At 63.2% G+C, this 15,829-nt stretch carries 15 protein-coding genes; 5 read left to right on the top strand and 10 right to left on the bottom strand.

Annotated features, from left to right (window positions below):
- Entirely contained in the window at nucleotides 1-750 is a 750-nt protein-coding gene (locus tag NKH67_RS27925) for an amino acid ABC transporter ATP-binding protein (protein ID WP_031212005.1), read from the top strand.
- A gap of 255 nt (nucleotides 751-1,005) precedes the next feature.
- Nucleotides 1,006-2,922: a multicopper oxidase domain-containing protein gene (locus NKH67_RS27920; protein WP_352501894.1), complete on the top strand. Its 1,917-nt coding sequence runs from the start codon at nucleotides 1,006-1,008 to the stop codon at nucleotides 2,920-2,922.
- Between the two features lie 74 nt (nucleotides 2,923-2,996).
- Here NKH67_RS27920 and NKH67_RS27915 read toward each other — a convergent pair whose 3' ends face one another.
- From NKH67_RS27915 to NKH67_RS27905, 3 genes are read right to left on the bottom strand one after another with little or no spacing between them, the layout of a single operon-like run.
- Nucleotides 2,997-3,710: a HoxN/HupN/NixA family nickel/cobalt transporter gene (locus NKH67_RS27915; RefSeq protein ID WP_352501895.1), complete on the bottom strand. Its 714-nt coding sequence runs from the start codon at nucleotides 3,708-3,710 to the stop codon at nucleotides 2,997-2,999.
- A 30-nt stretch (nucleotides 3,711-3,740) separates the two neighbouring features.
- Complete coding sequence (locus tag NKH67_RS27910; protein ID WP_502893815.1) at nucleotides 3,741-4,763, bottom strand: cation diffusion facilitator family transporter; 1,023 nt, start codon at nucleotides 4,761-4,763, stop codon at nucleotides 3,741-3,743.
- Nucleotides 4,760-5,023 (bottom strand): metal-sensing transcriptional repressor, encoded by a 264-nt coding sequence (locus NKH67_RS27905; protein ID WP_352501896.1) that lies wholly within the window; start codon nucleotides 5,021-5,023, stop codon nucleotides 4,760-4,762. Before NKH67_RS27905 ends, NKH67_RS27910 begins: the two co-directional genes overlap by 4 nt.
- Nucleotides 5,024-5,127: 104 nt before the next feature.
- Between NKH67_RS27905 and NKH67_RS27900 the strand changes: the two genes are divergently transcribed.
- Entirely contained in the window at nucleotides 5,128-5,799 is a 672-nt protein-coding gene (locus tag NKH67_RS27900) for a TIGR02117 family protein (protein ID WP_352501897.1), read from the top strand.
- Between the two features lie 27 nt (nucleotides 5,800-5,826).
- Here the strand turns inward: NKH67_RS27900 and NKH67_RS27895 are convergent, their stop codons facing one another.
- Nucleotides 5,827-7,041 carry an FAD-dependent monooxygenase gene (locus tag NKH67_RS27895; RefSeq protein WP_353032240.1) on the bottom strand — a complete coding sequence of 405 codons (1,215 nt, stop codon included), beginning with the start codon at nucleotides 7,039-7,041 and terminating at the stop codon, nucleotides 5,827-5,829.
- 19 nt (nucleotides 7,042-7,060) lie between these two features.
- Entirely contained in the window at nucleotides 7,061-7,306 is a 246-nt protein-coding gene (locus NKH67_RS27890; RefSeq protein WP_352501899.1) for a zinc-finger domain-containing protein, read from the bottom strand.
- A gap of 149 nt (nucleotides 7,307-7,455) precedes the next feature.
- Here NKH67_RS27890 and NKH67_RS27885 point away from each other — a divergent pair, with 149 nt between their 5' ends.
- Both NKH67_RS27885 and ppx read left to right on the top strand, forming a co-directional pair.
- Entirely contained in the window at nucleotides 7,456-9,657 is a 2,202-nt protein-coding gene (locus NKH67_RS27885; RefSeq protein WP_352501900.1) for an RNA degradosome polyphosphate kinase, read from the top strand.
- Nucleotides 9,657-11,189 (top strand): exopolyphosphatase, encoded by a 1,533-nt coding sequence (gene ppx, locus NKH67_RS27880; RefSeq protein WP_352501901.1) that lies wholly within the window; start codon nucleotides 9,657-9,659, stop codon nucleotides 11,187-11,189. The genes NKH67_RS27885 and ppx overlap by 1 nt, the downstream gene beginning before the upstream one ends.
- A 245-nt stretch (nucleotides 11,190-11,434) precedes the next feature.
- On the opposite strand, the gene NKH67_RS27875 is transcribed toward ppx, so the two are convergent.
- From NKH67_RS27875 to betI, 5 genes are all read right to left on the bottom strand, one after another.
- On the bottom strand, nucleotides 11,435-11,866 hold the full coding sequence (locus NKH67_RS27875; protein WP_352472645.1) for a DoxX family protein: 432 nt from the start codon (nucleotides 11,864-11,866) through the stop codon (nucleotides 11,435-11,437).
- A 140-nt stretch (nucleotides 11,867-12,006) separates the two neighbouring features.
- The gene (locus tag NKH67_RS27870; RefSeq protein WP_352501902.1) at nucleotides 12,007-12,441 is read right to left on the bottom strand and encodes a DoxX family protein; all 435 of its coding nucleotides are present in this window, start codon (nucleotides 12,439-12,441) and stop codon (nucleotides 12,007-12,009) included.
- Between the two features lie 159 nt (nucleotides 12,442-12,600).
- Nucleotides 12,601-13,998, bottom strand: coding sequence for a class II fumarate hydratase (gene fumC, locus NKH67_RS27865; protein ID WP_352501903.1), 1,398 nt, complete (start codon nucleotides 13,996-13,998; stop codon nucleotides 12,601-12,603).
- Nucleotides 13,999-14,265: 267 nt separating this feature from the next.
- Nucleotides 14,266-15,024 (bottom strand): SDR family NAD(P)-dependent oxidoreductase, encoded by a 759-nt coding sequence (locus NKH67_RS27860; RefSeq protein WP_352472648.1) that lies wholly within the window; start codon nucleotides 15,022-15,024, stop codon nucleotides 14,266-14,268.
- Nucleotides 15,025-15,136: 112 nt separating this feature from the next.
- Nucleotides 15,137-15,739, bottom strand: coding sequence for a choline-binding transcriptional repressor BetI (betI, locus tag NKH67_RS27855; protein WP_352501904.1), 603 nt, complete (start codon nucleotides 15,737-15,739; stop codon nucleotides 15,137-15,139).
- Nucleotides 15,740-15,829 lie beyond the last annotated feature (90 nt).

Here is a 15,829-nt window from a genome sequence, read left to right as displayed (position 1 = left end):
ATGCACATTTCCACCACCGATGTCGCCATCGACATCATCGCCATGCACAAATGGTACGGCGAATTCCATGTGCTGAAGGACATCAATCTAAAGGTGATGCGCGGCGAGCGGATCGTCATCTGCGGCCCGTCGGGCTCCGGCAAATCGACGATGATCCGCTGCATCAACCGGCTGGAGGAACACCAGAAGGGCAAGATCATAGTCGACGGCAAGGAACTGACCAACGATCTGAAGAAGATCGACGAGGTGCGTCGCGAGGTCGGCATGGTGTTCCAGCACTTCAACCTGTTCCCGCATCTGACCATTCTGGAAAATTGCACGCTGGCGCCGATCTGGGTGCGCAAGATGCCGCGGAAACAGGCCGAGGAAATCGCCATGCATTTCCTCAAGCGCGTCAAGATCCCGGAACAGGCCAACAAATATCCCGGCCAGCTTTCCGGCGGGCAGCAACAGCGCGTGGCGATCGCCCGCTCGCTGTGCATGAACCCGCGCATCATGCTGTTCGATGAGCCGACCTCGGCTCTCGATCCGGAAATGATCAAGGAAGTGCTGGAGACGATGGTCGGGCTGGCCGAGGAAGGCATGACCATGCTCTGCGTCACCCACGAAATGGGCTTTGCGCGCAAAGTCGCCAATCGGGTGATCTTCATGGATCAGGGTCAGATCGTCGAGCAGAACACGCCGGCCGAGTTCTTCGACCACCCGCGCCATGAGCGCACGAAGCTGTTCCTGTCGCAGATCCTGCACTGATCCTTACTCCGGTTCGGGACAAGACCGGCGGATCACGCCTCTCTGTCTTGCTGGCTTCGCGCGTATTCGGCGAGCGCTGACCGTGCGCTACGCGAGAAGATAGCAAGCGTGCTTCAGGCCGTTCGAGTGGTCACGTTGCAACCTGGTAACTAGCGCCGGCACGGATCATAAGCGCGCCGGCTGCGTTCATTGCCATTGGGAGTTGTATAACGAGCCGCGTGGGCGCGTGCGGCGGCAGGTCACGGGTTCATCCTGATGCTCATCCAACCGATCGATTATTTCCTCGTCGTCTGGTTCGCGCTGGCGCTGGCTTCGACGCTTTACGTCGGCTTCGACCAATATCGCAACAATCCCGAGCCGGTGGTGATGAAATGGGGCTTCATCCTGGTCACCCTCTATATGGGTCCGCTCGGCTTGCTGCTCTACGTGCTCGCCGACAAGGAGCCCCGGCCGGGCGATCATGAACTCTTCACCCGGCCGCTCTGGAAGCAGGGCGTCGGCTCCACCATCCACTGCGTCGCCGGCGATGCCACCGGCATCATTCTTGCCGCCGCCGTCACGGCGGCGCTCGGCCTGCCGATGTGGATCGACCTGATCGTCGAATATCTCGCCGGCTTTGCCTTCGGCCTGTTCATCTTCCAGTCGCTGTTCATGAAATCGATGATGGGCGGCACCTATTGGGAAAACGTACGCAAGAGCTTCCTGCCCGAGTTCATCTCCATGAACTTCATGATGGCCGGCATGGCGCCGGTCATGAGTTTCCTGATGATGGGCCGCGACATGCGCGCGATGGAACCGACGGAGCTGCTGTTCTGGGGCGTGATGTCGATCGGCGTCATCGCCGGTTTTGCGCTTGCCTATCCGGCCAATGTCTGGCTGGTCGCCCGGGGGCTGAAGCATGGGCTGATGACGCAGCGTGCGCAGGCAGCCGGCATCGATGTCCGGGAGCAGCCTGCCACGAGGCAACATGCGCAGATACAAATGCAGCAGGCCGACGCCAGCGGCCATCGCGGGCAGCACCACGATATGGTTTCCCACAAAGGCAAAGGCGGCGGCCATCACATGGAGACGGATGCCACGACGCCGCAGGTCGCTGCCCTGGGTGCCGTCTCCCTGCTGGCGCTCGCCATCGGCATGGTCGCGCCGGCGAACTGGCTGAACCTGACGCTGTCGGCACGCGATGTCGGCGGGGTGATCATGCCGCGAGGCATGATCATGGATCGCGACACGCCAGCCGATACAATGCGCGACATGGCGGCTACCGATCCACGCCTCGTGGCCGCCTCTTATGGCCTGACGGCAAGGGGCGACCAGGAACTGCCGTTTCGGATGGAGAACGGCATCAAGGTGTTCGAGCTCAGGCCTTCAGTGGTCCGCTGGCAGATCCTGCCGGACGTCGCGGTCGACGCCTATGCCTATAACGGCCAGATTCCCGGTCCGCGAATTCATATTCGCCAGGGCGATCGGGTCAGGATCAACGTCACCAACGGCCTGCCTGAGGAAACGACGGTGCATTGGCATGGCTTGATCCTGCCGAACCAGATGGATGGGCCGGCCGAGATCACGCAGCCGCCGATCGAGCCCGGGCAATCCTATTCATACGAATTCACCGCGACCCAGCACGGAACCTATTTCTATCACCCCCATGCCAAGCCGGACCGGACCCAGGCGCTCGGCCTCTACGGTGCGCTGATCATCGATCCCGCCAATCCCGCCGACGAGGTCGCGGCCGACCATGATTACGTCATCGAGCTTCAGGAATGGCTGGTGCGGGAAGGGCTGACCTACCCGTCGATGCCGATGGATGGCGGCATGCCGAATTTCTTCACCATCAACGGCAAGGCCTATCCCTCGACCGAGACGATCCCGATGAAGGTCGGCGAGACGCTCAAGGTGCGGTTCATCGGCACCAACAACGGCTTCATCCATCCGATGCATATCCATGGCGGACCGTTCGAGGTCGTTGCCCGCGACGGCGAGACGGTCCCCGCTTCGGGTCGTTTCCTTGCCGACACGATCAACGTCGGGCCGGGTCAGCGCTACGACGTGATCTGGAAGGCGCAGCGTCCGGGCAAATGGCTGATCCATTGCCACATCCCGCATCACACCACGAACAACAATGTCGAGGAGAAGGGCGGCGGCGGACTGATGGTCGTGATCGATGTGACATGACCGGCGTCGCCTTGGCGCGTTCCATCCGCTGCACCGGCCCGGACGCCATGCAGTGGCTGGGGCCAAATTTTCTCTCAAGCTGAGGTGATCTGCCAGACAGCGACGCCGGCAAGGGCGAGACCGGCGGCGCCCTCGATGGCCCGGGAGATGGTTTCGAACAGCCGTGGCTGGCGCGCGAAAAACTGTACAAGCCGTTCCCGAAACACGATCGACAACACGGCGACGCAGGACAGCGTCAGCGCCACGCCGACCATCATGGTGATGGCAAACAGGACGCCCGCTGCCGGAACACCCCTGGACATCGCGAAAGTCATCGCGAAAAGCGTAAGCGGACATGGGATCAGGCCTGCCATGACGCCGACAGCCTCGCCCTCGTGCCTGTGGTGATGGCTGTGGCTCAAAGCGCGCCAGAGCATCCAGACGCCAATGAGGCCGAGCAGCCCGCGACTGATATGCTCCAGAAGCGGAGCGCGGCCGACGCTGCCCAATGCTATTGAGACCAGTGGCAGCGAGAGAGCCGCAATCAGAACGGCAATCGTCACATGCGTGAACGATAGCGTGATAGATACGAGCAGACCACGCGAGACCTTCGCATCCGAACCGGCAAGATAAGTCGCCAGGACGGCCTTGCTGTGCCCCGGCGTCAGCGCATGGGCAGCCCCGAACAGGACGCCCATCGGCAGGAAGGCCATGAACGCCAGCCAATTGCCTCCGGCCGCAAGCAGCTTGATCTGTTCGCCGAGCGTCAGATAGATCGTGCGCTGAAATTCGACGAGCGTCTGGAACATCGGGCGAGACTAGCAGAAAATCGGCGAGCGTCAGTGCATGTGGCCGTGGTCATGCGTGTGCTCGTGAGGATGGCCGTTCTCTCCACGTTCCGTTGAAAACCGCACATTCGCCTCAGCCAGGGCCGGCATATGCTGGGATAGTTCGTCCTTCAGCGCTGCGGCGATCTTGTTCGCCGCCGACAGCGGCAGGGTTTCGTCCGCGGCAATTGCGATGTCGGCGTGCAATCTATGACCGATCCAGCGCGCCTTGGCATCGACAATGCGCGCGCCCGGAACATGCTCGGCGGCATGTCGGATTTCGTCCATCACACCGGGTTCGATTCCATCCAGCATGCGGGTCAGCACCGAGCGGGCCGATTGCCAGACGATACCGAAGATCGCAATCGTGATCAGCAGGCCGACGATCGGATCGGCCAAGGAAAAGCCGAACCAAACGCCGATGGCTCCGATGACCACGGCAAGGCTGGTAAGTCCATCTGTGCGGGCGTGGTAGCCGTCGGCAATCAGTGCCGCGCTGTTGATTTCGCGACCGACGCGGATACGGAACACGGCAACCGCCTCGTTGCCGAGGAAGCCGACAATGCCCGCCGCCGTTAGCCAGCCCAGGTGTGTCACCACTTGTGGATTGATCAGCCTGTCGATGGCTTGGTAGGCGGCGACTACAGCGCTGAACAGGATGATGAGCACGATGATGATGCCGGCCAGATCCTCGACCCGGCCCAAGCCATACGTGAAGATCCGCGACGGCTTGCGCCGCGCCAGAACGAACGCAATCCAGAGCGGGATCGCCGTGGTCGCGTCGCCGATGTTATGGATCGTGTCGGCCAGCAATGCCACGCTCCCCGACAACGCAACCACGACCATCTGCAATGCCGCGGTGATGGCCAGGATCACGAACGACCATTTGATTGCCCAGATGCCCCGGTCGGTGGTGGCAATTGTCGCGTCGATGACGCCATGGCTGTGACCGTGCGGACCGTGATCGCCGTGATGATGTGCGGCGTGCGAGCCGAACCCGAGCCAGTCCAGAATGCGGGCTACGATGGCATTCATAGATACTTCGCCAGCTGCTTGAGTTCCGCCAGCGAGTTGCCGCCGGTTTCGACGCTGTCGGTCAGGCAATGCTCGATGTGATCGTTGATCAGCTCGCACTTGGCGCTGCTGATGGCCCTTTCGACGGCATGAAGCTGCTGCGCCAGGTCAACGCAAGGGCGATGCGCCTCGATCATCGCCAACACCGCCGCAAGGTGGCCCTGCGCGCGCTTCAGGCGCTTTATGATGGAAGGATGCGAGGCGTGGAGGTGATCTGACATGCCTCAGCGTATCCTCCCGGGGAGGATACGCGTCAAGCTCTAAGTCAGCTGTGCAACTTTCGGAGGGGCTTCACCTTGAGCATTGCTTGTTCTATGCCTTTCCCATGAAGAAGCTTGCCCGTTTTCTTGGCCTGCTGGTCGTTGCAGCAGTCCTTGCGGTGGCATTGGGCACACTGCTGCCGCGCCCGCTCTGGCCGGCGGCAGTTGCCGATCCGATCGGCTCAAGCCACCGCATCCTGGTGCTGAAAAATCCGATCCATACCGACATCGCCATCCCGGTCGACGACGATGTGCGCCGGCGCTTCCATTTCCTGGTCGATGCCGGCATTCCAGCAGACGTGGCGGAGGTCCGCTACATAGTCTTCGGCTGGGGCGGCCGCGCCTTCTATCTCGAGACGCCGACCTGGTCGGAACTGAAGGCAGTGCCGGTGATGAAGGCGCTGACCGTCGATGCCTCGGTGATGCATGTCGACATTTCAGGCGAAATCGCCGAGCCGCATCCCGACGTCACCGGCTTCGACATCGGCGAGGAGCGGTTTACGGCGCTGCTCGATTACATTGCGGGAAGCTTCCGGCAGGGACCGAGCGGGGCCATGCCGATCGAGAATGCGGCGTATTCCCGTTTCGATCGTTTCTTCGAAGGCAATGGCCGTTTCAACGCGCTGGTCGGCTGCAACACCTGGGCGGCGGCGGCACTGCGCACCGCCGGGCTGCGCACCGGCTGGTGGAACCCGCTGCCGGCATCGCTCGGCCTGTCGATGCGGCTTTACAATTGACCGGGCGACTTAGGACCGCCGAACGTCCTACGCCCGCCAGCCGTAGAGCCAGTCGAGATCGGCGGCGAGTTTTTCGGGCGAGCGCATCGCCAGGAACAGGTTGCGGGCCATCGCCACCGGCCCAGCCGCATGCCAGGCGAGGCGATTGACGGCGCCGCGGCGGGCGACCTGGGCGACGCGCGGCCGCCGCGCCTGTTCCCAGGCGGCAAGCGCCCCCTCAAGATCGGCTGTGGAGGCCGCAACGAAGCCGGCAAGCGTCGCCGCGTCCTCGATCGCCATCGCCGCGCCCTGTGCGGCAAACGGCGTCATCGCGTGCGCCGCATCGCCGATCAGCGCGATGCCTTGCGGCGTCGTCCACCGCCGCTGCTCGACTATGTGGATCGGCCATGCCGTCCACGGCGCCGCCTCGTTCGCCAGGCGGACCAGCGCCGGCGCGGTACCACGCATGGCGCTGGCGAGGCTGGCGGGGTCGGCATACCCCGACCAGCCTTCGGCGATGCGCTCGCCCTTGGTGAAGGCAGCGAGGTTGAAGGCAGTGCCACGGCTGACCGGATAGGCGACCATATGGAAGCCGGGATAGAGGAATGCAGTAACGCAATCGGGCGCACCGATCGCTGCTAAGGTTTGTCCGGCGGGGCTGTCGGCGGCCACCGTGGCGCGCCAGGCAAGCTCGCCCGAAAACCGGCTTCTCCGGAAATCGGCTGCGTTGCGGGCAAGCGTTTCTCGCACCGACGACCAGACGCCATCGGCGCCGATCAAAAGACAGCCAGCCTCGACCGTGTCGCCATCAGCCGATGCAGTGACGGTAACACCTTTCGATCCGGCTGCGATGTCGGTCACCCGCGCGCCGGCGATCAGATCGATACCGGGCTGCTCCGAAACTCGCTGCATCAGCGCTGACTGCAGATCCGCGCGGTGGGCAACGAGATAGGGCGCTCCCCAGCGCGTGTCGGCCGCCTGGCCAAGCGGTACGCGCGCCAGCTTGCGCAGCGTGGCGGCATCCTTGAGCACGACTGCCTCCGGCCGCACCGCCGTCGCCAGCAGCCGATCGAGTACGCCGAGCTGCCGTAGGATGCGCGTCGCGTTGGGCGAAAGCTGGATACCGGCGCCGGCAGCCTCGAGGTGCTGCGCCTGTTCGAACAGTTTTACCCGATAGCCGCGCTCGGCGAAGGCCAGTGCCGCGGTCAGCCCGGCGACGCCCGCCCCGGCGATGACCACCTGCCGGGACTGCGTTTCCTGCATCAGGCTTGTCGCGGAAGAATCAGGCGGCCTGGTCGATATAGAGGCAGCCCGGCGGCTGCGTTTCCAATGCCTTCAGTGTCGGCGAATAGCGATAGAGCGTCGAGCAATAGGGGCAGACCTTTTCATTGTCGTCGCCCATGTCGAGAAATACATGCGGATGGTCGAAAGGCGGATTGGCGCCGGTGCACATGAATTCCTTGACGCCGATGTCGATTGCCGGGTAGCCCGCATCGTTCTGGAAATGGGGAATGGAACCGCCTGCCATCGTCGTCTCCTGATCTCGTCGATTGCATCTGGATCATAACCCGTCTCTTTGCAAGATCGATGAAATGAAACTGTCGCAAAAGCCTGTCAGAGGATAAGTTAAGCCGGTTAAGGCTGTGCTCGTCGAACGGTGTGGGAAGAGCGGGAACCATGAACGAACTGAAGCCGGTGCAGAACGAATTCATCACCGTCGAGGCGGCGAGCCGCGAAGGCGGCAATCCCGATCGCTTCGTCAATCGCGAGTTTTCCTGGCTGCAATTCAACCGGCGCGTGCTCGAGGAATCGCTGAACGCCAATCACCCGCTGCTCGAGCGCGTTCGCTTCCTGTCGATATCGGCCGCCAACCTCGACGAGTTCTTCATGGTCCGCGTCGCTGGTCTTGCCGGCCAGGTGCGCGAAGGCATCGTGCTGAAGAGCCCGGATGGGCGCACTCCCGAGCAGCAGCTCGAACAATTGCTGCGCGAGGTCGAGCGCCTGCAGGAGGACCAGCAGAACAGCCTTTCGGCGCTGATGCTGCTGCTCGACAAACAAGGCATCGAAAGCATCACCCGCGATGCGCTGACCAAGGACGAGAAGACCTGGCTCGAGGACCATTTCCAGGAGCAGGTATTTCCGGTCCTGACGCCGCTGTCGATCGACCCGGCGCATCCGTTTCCGTTCATTCCCAATCTCGGTTTCTCGATGGCGCTGCAATTGCGCCATCGCAAGAACGGCGAGGAAATGAGCGCGCTTCTGCGCCTGCCGGTGGCGCTGAGGCGCTTCATCCGTTTGCCGGATCGCAAGCATCATGTCCGCTTCATTCCACTCGAAGAGGCGGTCAGTCTCTATATCGGCAAGCTGTTCCCCGGCTATGAGGTCAAGGGCTCCGGCACGTTCCGCATCATCCGCGACAGCGATATCGAGGTCGAGGAAGAATCAGAGGATCTGGTGCGGCTGTTCGAGACGGCGCTGAAGCGCCGACGCCGCGGCTCGGTCATCCGCATCGAGTTCGACCGGCTGATGCCGGCCGAATTGCGCGATTTCGTCGCCGGCGAGCTCGGCGTCTCGGCAAGCCGCATCAGCGTGCTCACCGGTCCGCTGGCGCTCAGCCAGATCTCGGAGATCGTCGCCGTCGCCCGCGACGATCTGAAATTCACCCCCTACAATCCCCGCTTTCCCGAGCGCATCCGCGAGCATGGCGGCGATTGTTTTGCCGCGATCCGCGAGAAGGACATCATCGTCCACCATCCTTACGAATCTTTCGACGTGGTGGTGCAGTTCCTGCGCCAGGCAATGGCCGACCCGGAAGTGGTGGCGATCAAGCAGACGCTCTACCGCACCTCCAACGACAGCCCGATCGTACGCGCTCTGGTCGACGCCGCCGAGGCCGGCAAGTCGGTGACCGCGCTGGTCGAGCTCAAGGCGCGTTTCGACGAGGAAGCCAACATCCGCTGGGCGCGCGACCTCGAGCGCGCCGGCGTTCAGGTCGTCTTCGGCTTTCTCGAACTGAAGACCCATGCGAAGATGTCGCTGGTGGTGCGCCGCGAGGATGGCAGGCTGCGCAATTACGTGCATCTGGGCACCGGCAACTACCACCCGGTCACGGCACGCATCTACACCGACCTGTCCTTCTTCACCACCGATCCGACGATCGCGCGCGATGTCGCCCAGCTGTTCAACTTCATCACCGGCTATGCCGAGCCGGCCGAGCAGATGCGGCTGGCCATCTCGCCGTTTACGCTGCGCGACCGCATCCTCCAGCACATTTCGGATGAGATCAGCCACGCGCTGGAGGGCAGGCCGGCCCGCATCTGGATGAAGATGAACGCCTTGGTCGACCCGATCGTCATCGATGCGCTCTACGATGCCAGCCGCGCCGGCGTCGAGATCGATCTCGTCGTGCGCGGCATCTGCTGCCTGAGACCGCAGGTGCCCGGCCTATCGGAGAACATTAGGGTGAAGTCGATCGTCGGCCGTTTCCTCGAGCACAGCCGCATCTATTGCTTCGGCAACGGCCACGGCCTGCCCTCGGACGGGGCGATCGTCTATATCTCCTCGGCCGATCTGATGCCGCGCAATCTCGACCGCCGCGTCGAGACCATGGTGCCGATCACCAATCCAACTGTGCATGAGCAGGTGCTCGGCCAGATCATGCTCGGCAACATCATGGACAACCAGCAAAGTTTCGACGTATTGGCTGACGGAACCTCCCGGCGCGTTGTGCTGGAGGAGGGCGAGGAACCGTTCAACGCGCAGGAATATTTCATGACCAATCCGAGCCTGTCCGGACGGGGCGATGCGTTGAAGTCGCATGCGCCCAAGCGCATCGCGCAGTTCAAGCGCCGCAAGAAACAGAACGCAGCGACGGGCTGATGATTTCAGCGTCCCAGGGCCGGCTTCAGGACCGCCGACCGCTGTCCATCATCGATATCGGATCGAACTCGATCCGTCTTGTCATCTATGAAGGACTGGCGCGCTCGCCGACCTTGCTGTTCAACGAAAAGATGCTGGCCGGCCTCGGCCGCGGCATCGTTTCGACCGGAAAGCTCGATCCCGAGGCGGTGACGCGCTCGATGGAAGAGTTCCGCCGCTTCCGCGCGCTCTCCGACCAGGCCGGCGCCGAGCGCATATATGTGCTGGCGACCGCCGCCGCTCGCGAGGCCGTCAACGGCCCCGACTTCATCCACCGCGCCGAGGATGTGCTCAAGACCGAGATCCAGGTGCTGAGCGGCCGCGAGGAAGCCCATTATTCGGCGCTCGGCGTCATTTCCGGTTTCCATCCGGCCAACGGCATTGCCGGCGACCTTGGCGGCGGCAGCCTCGAGCTGATCGATATTGACGGTGAGACGATCGGTGACGGCATCACGCTGCCGTTGGGCGGCTTGCGCCTGCAGGACATGGCGAAGAACTCGCTGACCCAGGCGGCAAGGATCACGCGCGAGCAACTGGCGCGGGCGAAATTGCTGAAGGGCGGGCAGGGCAGGGCGTTCTACACGGTCGGCGGCACCTGGCGAAACCTCGCCCGGCTGCACATGGAAATGACCAACTACCCGCTCGGCGTCATGCACCATTACGAGATCGGCATCGAAAGCGCCGCGAACTTCCTCCGGCAGGTCGCCAAAGCCGAGATCGACAAGATCAAAGGCATCGAGGGCATCTCCAAGAACCGCCGCTCGCTGCTGCCCTATGGCGCCATCGTGCTGCAGGGGATCATGGCGGCGATGCAGCCGTCGAAGATCATCGTCTCGGCGCTGGGCGTGCGCGAGGGCTTTCTCTACTCGCTGCTCGACGAGGCCGAGCAGAAGGCCGATCCGCTGATCTCGGCGGCGGAAGAGCTTGCCCGCCTGCGCTCGCGCTCGGTCGACCACGCGCATGAGCTTGTCGAGTGGACCGGCAAGGCCTTCTCTGCCTTCGGCATCGACGAAACCAGGGACGAGGCGCGCTACCGCCACGCCGCCTGCCTGCTCGCCGATATCGGCTGGCGTGCCCATCCCGAATATCGCGGCAAGCAATCGCTCAACATCATCGCCCACGCCTCGTTCATCGGCGTCGACCATCCCGGCCGCGCCTTCCTGGCGCTTGTCAGCCTGTTTCGCCACGAGGGCGTGTTCAATGAAGCCGCGCCGGAAATCCGCGGACTGGCGACGCCGCGCTATCTCGAGCGCGCCCGCGTCTTGGCGGCGTTGCTGCGCGTCGTCTATTTGCTGAGCGCGGCAATGCCCGGCGTCATGCCGCGGCTGAAATGGGAAAACCGCGGCAATGGCGTGCTGGCGCTGGTGCTGCCGGCAGCACTGGCCGATCTTTACGGCGAGCGGCCCGCCGGCCGGCTGGCACAACTGGCAAGGGTCACCAATCGCCGGCTGGTGCTGGCGGTCGAGGGCGGGCCTAGCATGTCGGTGAAGTAGTGTCTCAGCCAGGCAATCGCTTCAGGTCTGCGCCGCCCCTCATCTGCCTGCCGGCATCTTCTCCCCGTATAGTGACGGGGAGAAGGGCACCTTCGCAAAGGATTTCGCTCACCTCCAGCGTTGCAGTAACGGTGCCGAGATCTCGGCCAGCTTCCTTCTCCCCGTCACTATACGGGGAGAAGTGCCCGGCAGGGCGATGAGGGGCAGCGCCGACTTCGACAATTGGACGGTCGAGAAAGCTGGATCTAGACTGAAGCAATTCCTCTGGATCCCACCGCAGCCATCCGGCCGTCGGCCGACCATGCACCCGCGCCAGCCATCGCCAGCGCCAGAAAACCGCCTGATATCGCGATGTCCTTCATCAGCATCTGCGAATGCATGAAGGTCAGCGTCGGATCGCCGCCGCCCTGGCCATAGTGGCCGATGAACGCTGTCGCGACGCAAAAGGCGGCGAGCAGCAGCGCCACGATCGGCGTCTTGAAGCCGACGAGGATGAGCAGCCCGGCGATCAGTTCGAACAGCCCGGTGCCCCAGGCAGCCAGCGTCGGCAGCGGCAGGCCAAGGCCGGCGAAATAGCCGGTCGTGCCGGCAATGTCGGTCAGCGCGTGGAAGCCGGACGGCACGAACAGTGCGGCGAACAGCAGTCGGGAAAGCAAAAGCAGCGCATTGCGGGGCATGGTAACCTCCGTTGTCGGCCGGGTGGCCAAGAGCCCGATCCTAGCAGAATTCCGGTCAGCGGACCGACAGGCACAAACGACAACGAAAAAGGGGCGCGGAAAATTCCGCGCCCCTTTTGTTCAGGAAATGCTGGACTGCTTCAGCCGCGCTTGGCGTCGATCGAATACGCGCCTGGGCCCGAGGAGGCGAGCACGAGGAAGCCGCCGGCAATGCCGAGGTTCTTCATGAAATTGATCATCTGCATCTGATCGGCCCAGCCGGTGTGGGCGACCAGGGCGGTGGCGACGGTGAAAATCGCCATTACCCAGCCGACGATCCGGGTCTGGAAGCCGACGAGGATGGCCAGGCCGCCAAGCAGTTCGATAAGGCCGACGACAATGGCGGTCACCATCGGCAGCGGCAGGCCAAGGCTGCCGAAATAGCCGGCGGTGCCGGCAATCGCCGTCAGCTTGCCGAAACCCGAAAGCAGGAAGATGACCGAAAGCAGGATGCGGCCGAGCAGGATCGTGCCCGAGGCGCCGGCGGCGGTGCCGGAACCGGCAAACGAAGTATTGGCGGACGTGTTGGTGGACATGCGTAACTCTCCAGAAGGATTTGGCCAAACGGCTTGGGATACCCGTCTAGTTAGCGCAGGCCGACTGTTCACCAAAGATGCCAGATTGGTTACGGATTGTTCACCAAGGTAACGTTTTCGCGATCAACATGGGTGTTGAGATCCAGGCATATCAACGCCCTAGCCTGGATGCGTCATGTCCTCCGGCCGCACCAGCCGCTCATAATCGGCTTCGCTGACCAGCCCGGTGGCCAGCGCTTCCTGGCGCAGCGTGGTGCCGTTCTTGTGCGCCGCCTTGGCGATCTTGGCGGCGTTGTCGTAGCCGATCGTCGGCGCAAGCGCCGTCACCAGCATCAGCGAACGGTCGAGTGCTGCCTTGATGTTGTCTTCGCGGGCCTCGATGCCGACGACGCAATTGTCGGTGAACGACACGGAAGCGTCGGCCAGCAGCTGTACCGATTGCAGGAAACAATAGGCCATCAGCGGATTGTATACGTTGAGCTCGAAATGGCCCTGGCTGCCGGCGAAGCTGATCGCCGCATTGTTGCCGAACACCTGCACGCAAACCTGCGTCATCGCCTCGCATTGGGTCGGATTGACCTTGCCCGGCATGATCGAGGAGCCCGGTTCGTTTTCCGGCAGCGACAATTCGCCGAGGCCCGAACGCGGGCCGGAGCCGAGCAGGCGGATGTCGTTGGCGATCTTGAACAGCGCCGCCGCGCAGGCATTGATGGCGCCGTGCGAGAAGACCATGGAATCATGCGCGGCCAGCGCCTCGAACTTGTTCGGCGCGGTGACGAAATCGATGCCGGTGATCGCGGCGATGCGCGCCGCCACCTTTTCGGCAAAACCGACCGGCGCATTGAGGCCGGTGCCGACCGCGGTGCCGCCCTGCGCCAGCTCCTGCAGGCCGGGCAGGGTCATTTCGATGCGCTTGACCGACGAGGCGACCTGCGCCGCGTAGCCGGAGAATTCCTGGCCAAGCGTCAGCGGCGTCGCGTCCTGGGTGTGGGTGCGGCCGATCTTGACGATGTGGGCGAAAGCCCTGGTCTTGGCCTCGAGTGCCTTATGCAAATGTCTTAGCGCCGGCAGCAGGTCGTGAGTGATGCGCTCGGCGCAGGCGATGTGCATGGCCGTCGGATAGGTGTCGTTCGACGACTGGCTCATGTTGACGTGGTCGTTGGGATGCACCGGCTTCTTCGATCCCATGACGCCGCCCAAAAGCTCGATCGCCCGGTTGGAAATCACCTCATTGGCGTTCATGTTGGACTGGGTGCCTGAGCCGGTCTGCCAGACGACCAGCGGGAAATGCTCGTTCAGCTTGCCGTCGATGACCTCCTGCGAGGCCTCGATAATGGCCTTGCCGATCGCCGGATCGAGCCGCTTCAGCTCCATATTGGCCTCCGCTGCCGCCCGCTTGACGATGCCCAGCGCCCGCACGATCGAGGCCGGCTGTTTCTCCCAGCCGATCTTGAAATTGGCCAGCGAACGCTGCGCCTGCGCGCCCCAATAGCGGTCGGCGGCGACCTCGATGGGACCGAACGTGTCGGTTTCGGTTCTGGTCTCTGGCGCGCTCACGAAGTCTCTCCGGTTTGCAATTTGCAAACGGCGTATCGCGTTGCACAAATGCCTTCAAGCGGAGATTGCGGGTGACGGGAATGCAAATCGGTTGAAGGTGCTGGCAATCTCCCCACTTGAGGGGGAGATGTCGCCGAAGGCGACAGAGGGGGGCGGTAGGTCTTGACGCAACTCCCATAGCGGACGGAACAGGCTGGTGTTCCACGCGAGACGACCCCCTCTGGCCTGCCGGCCATCTCCCCCTCGAGGGGGGAGATCGCAACAACCTTACCCCGCCGTGTATCCTCCATCCACGGCGAAGATTCCGCCGCTGGTCCATGCCGCTTCGTCGCTGGCGAGATAGACCGCGATGCCGGCAAGGTCGCTGGTCCGGCCGATGCGGCCGAGCGGATAGCTGCGCTCGACATAGGCCTTGAGCTCGGCTTGCGCGGCCTCAGGCAGGTTTTCGATCGACCTGCGCCGCATCGCTGTGTCGACCGTGCCGGGCGCGATCGCGTTGACCCTTATGCCGCGCGGCCCGAGCTCGAAGGCGAGCGACTTGGTCAGCGAATTGAGCGCGCCCTTCGACAGCGAATAGAGGCTGGACGGCCGCTTCGGGATCATCTTGTGCGCGAAATAGGACGAGATGTTGATCACCGAAGCCGCACCCGGCGCGAGATGCGGCAACAGCCGTTGGGTGAGAAAGAATACCGCCGTGACGTTGAGCGCGAATGACTGCTGGAACTGGTCCTCGCTGACGGTCTCGAACGGCACAAGGAACGCTACGCCGGCATTGTTGACGAGGATATCGACAGGTGGGCCGCGCCTGGCATGCTCGACCACGGCATCGATGCCGGCGCTGGCCGACAGGTCGGCCGACAGCGTGTCGACATTATCCCCGAGCTGCTTGCGGGCGGCGTCGAGTTTTTTGCCGTCGCGGCCGACGATCAGCACGTCCGCGCCTTCGCGCAAGAAAGCCTCGGCGATTGCCAGCCCGATCCCGTCCGAGCCGCCGGTGACCAGTGCCCGTTTGCCGCCTAGTCTCATCCAACACTCCCGCGCATTGCCGTCTTGTCTGATAAGCAGAACAGCGCCGTTGCCAATTGTGGTCAAGCCGCCGGCCTATCCTACAATATGAACTTTCGGCTGATGCGCCTGTCTATTCGGCAGCGGCTGCACCGCGCCGAACAGCCAGCCGCGTAGCGACGAAATCCTTGACCTGATGAATGGCCTGTTCACGCGTGACGCTGCCTGGCTGCAGGCCAAGCCGCAACCACAGCCCGTCGATCAGGGCGGTGACGCCGAAAGCGATCTCGTCAGCATCGCGTGCCGGCGCCAGACCGCGCAGGCCAGATAGCAGGTTGGAGCGCATGCGCGCATGGATCACCTTCTGGATGCGGGCAAGCTTTTCGTCGCGCGGCACCTCCGCGCAAAGCGAAAGCCAAGCGTGGCAGAGGGACGGCTGGAAGAGATGCGGCTCGAAATTGCCTTCGATGATGGCCTCTATCCGTTGCATTGGCGTGCGCGCCTGTCTCAGCCGCTCGACCACCGCATGCCGCAGCACCAGGTTCGATTCGCGCATGGCATGCTCGAACAGCTCCCGCTTGCTGTTGAAATAGTGCAGCACGATGCCCTTCGACGCACCGGCCTGTGCCGCCACTTTTTCTATGGTCGCGCCAGCTATGCCTTCGCGCTGAAGCACGGCAAAGGCGGCTTGCCGCAGCTCCTTGCGGCGTATGTCGCTGAGACGCTTGAGTTTCACGGGCCAGGATCCATATGTGGACGGCGCCCTGCCTGCAACGGTTGTTTTGCGTCGTTTTCGATCGCTTGCGTCCATATGTCCGGCCTTTGA

This window comes from Mesorhizobium sp. M0968 (genome assembly GCF_040319065.1).
Classification (GTDB): domain Bacteria; phylum Pseudomonadota; class Alphaproteobacteria; order Rhizobiales; family Rhizobiaceae; genus Mesorhizobium.
This window is presented reverse-complemented; position numbering and strand designations above follow the sequence as displayed.